General features: G+C 65.2%; 2 protein-coding genes. One reads left to right on the plus strand and one right to left on the minus strand.

Annotated elements, in window-relative coordinates; translation table 11 throughout:
• Positions 1-237: 237 nt before the first annotated feature.
• Positions 238-963 (minus strand): hypothetical protein, encoded by a 726-nt coding sequence (locus EB084_24435; GenBank protein NDD31411.1) that lies wholly within the window; start codon positions 961-963, stop codon positions 238-240.
• 173 nt (positions 964-1,136) lie between these two features.
• Between EB084_24435 and EB084_24440 the strand changes: the two genes are divergently transcribed.
• The coding region (locus EB084_24440; GenBank protein ID NDD31412.1) for a cytochrome P450 at positions 1,137-1,951 on the plus strand (815 nt) is incomplete at its 3' end.

A 1,951-nucleotide genomic window follows, 5' to 3' on the forward strand; every position in this document is an offset into this window, starting at 1 on the left:
GCCGCAGGGGGGGGACAGAGCGACTCGGTTCTCGCGGGCCGTCAAGGCGAGCGCGAGGGCGGCTGCAGCCCGCTTCCCGTCAGGCTGCGACCGACTGAGCGCTCCGCACCTCTCACTGCACGGCGCGCTCAACTCTTGTACACAAAGTATACATAATCGATACAACAATGTCAAGCGGTGCCGCGGCAGAGATTTTCAACCAGGGTTCGACGCAAGTCAGACGTCGAGGAGACGGCCTCAGGAAGCGCTCTCGCCAGCGCCCTCCCAACGCGCCGGGAGCGAGACCAGGTCAGCGATGTCCACCACCATCCAGCCGTCACCGATCTGCTGGAACGTCCAGTACTCGGTGGCGGTGCGGAGCGGAACCTGGGAGGGTTCGGCGTATTCGGTGCGCGGACCGCTGAAGTTCGCGGAGCAGACCCTTCGCTGACCGTCGATGAGGTAAGGACGCGACGTGACGGTGATGGCCGCGAGAAATCGATCCTTGCTCGAGTGCAGGAAGGTGTGCAGGTTGACCAGCTCGATGTTGTCGATCCTGCCTTCATCGACCACCTTGCGCTGACCGCGAACCCCCAGCATCCGCAGATAGGTCTGAAGCGTGTCGAACAGGTCTCCCCGCACCACCTCCGCAAGGAGCTCGAGGTTCTCCGCGCTGATGGCCTTCTCGAGATCGGTGTAGCACGTCTCCACCGCCGACAGGAGATCGGCGCGATGCCACCCTATCTCGAGAGGCGGGGGAACGTACTTCGGCGTCTCGTCAATGGTCTTCTGCGCAGCCCTCAAACGCCCCCCGAGAGAGCGCACCTGCGAGAAGAGCAGCACGACGAGCGCGAGCTCAGCCACCGAGACGGCCGCCAGCGCATTAACCGTGAAGTGCGCGCTGCTCGCGTGCGCGGGCGTCATCATGAGCAGCACCAGCGTTGCGGCTGTGAGCAGTCGTCTGGCCAAGGATTCACCCTCCATGCATGGTCTTGTCGAGTTGGGTTCTCTTACGTTGTCGGCCCGACAACCCCTCCGCTTTACCCCAACGCGCCGCACCCTGCAAGTCAGAAGGATGCGCACAGGTGAAGCAACAACTCCAGAGCGGCAGCCGTTGCGCCTGAGATCAGCAAGAAGAAAGAAGAGGAACCGTCGCGTTGACCGTGCCCCCCATGCCGCCACGCCCTCGTCAGCGATACCCCGGCGAGCTGTTCTGGCGGTTTCGCGGTCGCCCGCTGCAGACGCTCGTCGAGCTCGCCCGAGATGTAGGGCCGGTCACCCACTTCACGCTCGGGCGTCAGGTGCTCTACACCATCAATGAACCAGACCTGATCAGGGACGTTCTGGTCACGCACGACAAGTGCTTCAAGAAAGGCCGCGCACTCGAGCGGGCCAGGCGCATGCTGGGCGAGGGACTGGTCACCAGCGAGGGCGAGCTTCACCGCCGCCAGCGCCGGCTCATGCAGCCGGCGTTCCACAAGCAGCGCATCGCGGCCTACGCAGAGGTCATGGTGCGGCGCGCGCGCGAGGCCACCCGCCTGTGGACCGATGGGGGCGAGATCGAGGCCCACGCCGAGATGAACGAGCTTGCCCTCGAGATCGTGGCCGAGACGCTGTTCGGCTCGTTCGTCGAGAACGACGCCTCGGCCGTTCGCGAGGCGCTGCTCGAGACCATGCGGTCGATGAGCATCTTCGCCCCCCCGCTGGCCGACCTGCTCGACTACCTCCCGCTCCCCTCGGTGCTGCGGTTCAGGCGGGCACGCGCGCGACTCGACGCAGTGATGTTCCGACTCATCGACGAGCACCGACGCGGCCTGGGAAGACCCGACGATCTGCTGAGCCTGCTGCTCTCCGCCCGCGATGAAGAGGCCAGCGACGCCGCAGCCAGCACGGGAATGACCGACACCCAGGTGAGAGACGAGGCCATGACCATCTTCCTGGCGGGCCACGAGACCACAGCCAATGCCCTCAC

The organism is Pseudomonadota bacterium (genome assembly GCA_010028905.1).
Taxonomy (GTDB): domain Bacteria; phylum Vulcanimicrobiota; class Xenobia; order RGZZ01; family RGZZ01; genus RGZZ01.

Excerpts from the sequence above, each read along its gene's own strand:
- EB084_24435 (NDD31411.1), bottom strand. The coding sequence starts at position 963 with ATGGAGGGTGAATCCTTGGCCAGACGACTGCTCACAGCCGCAACGCTG.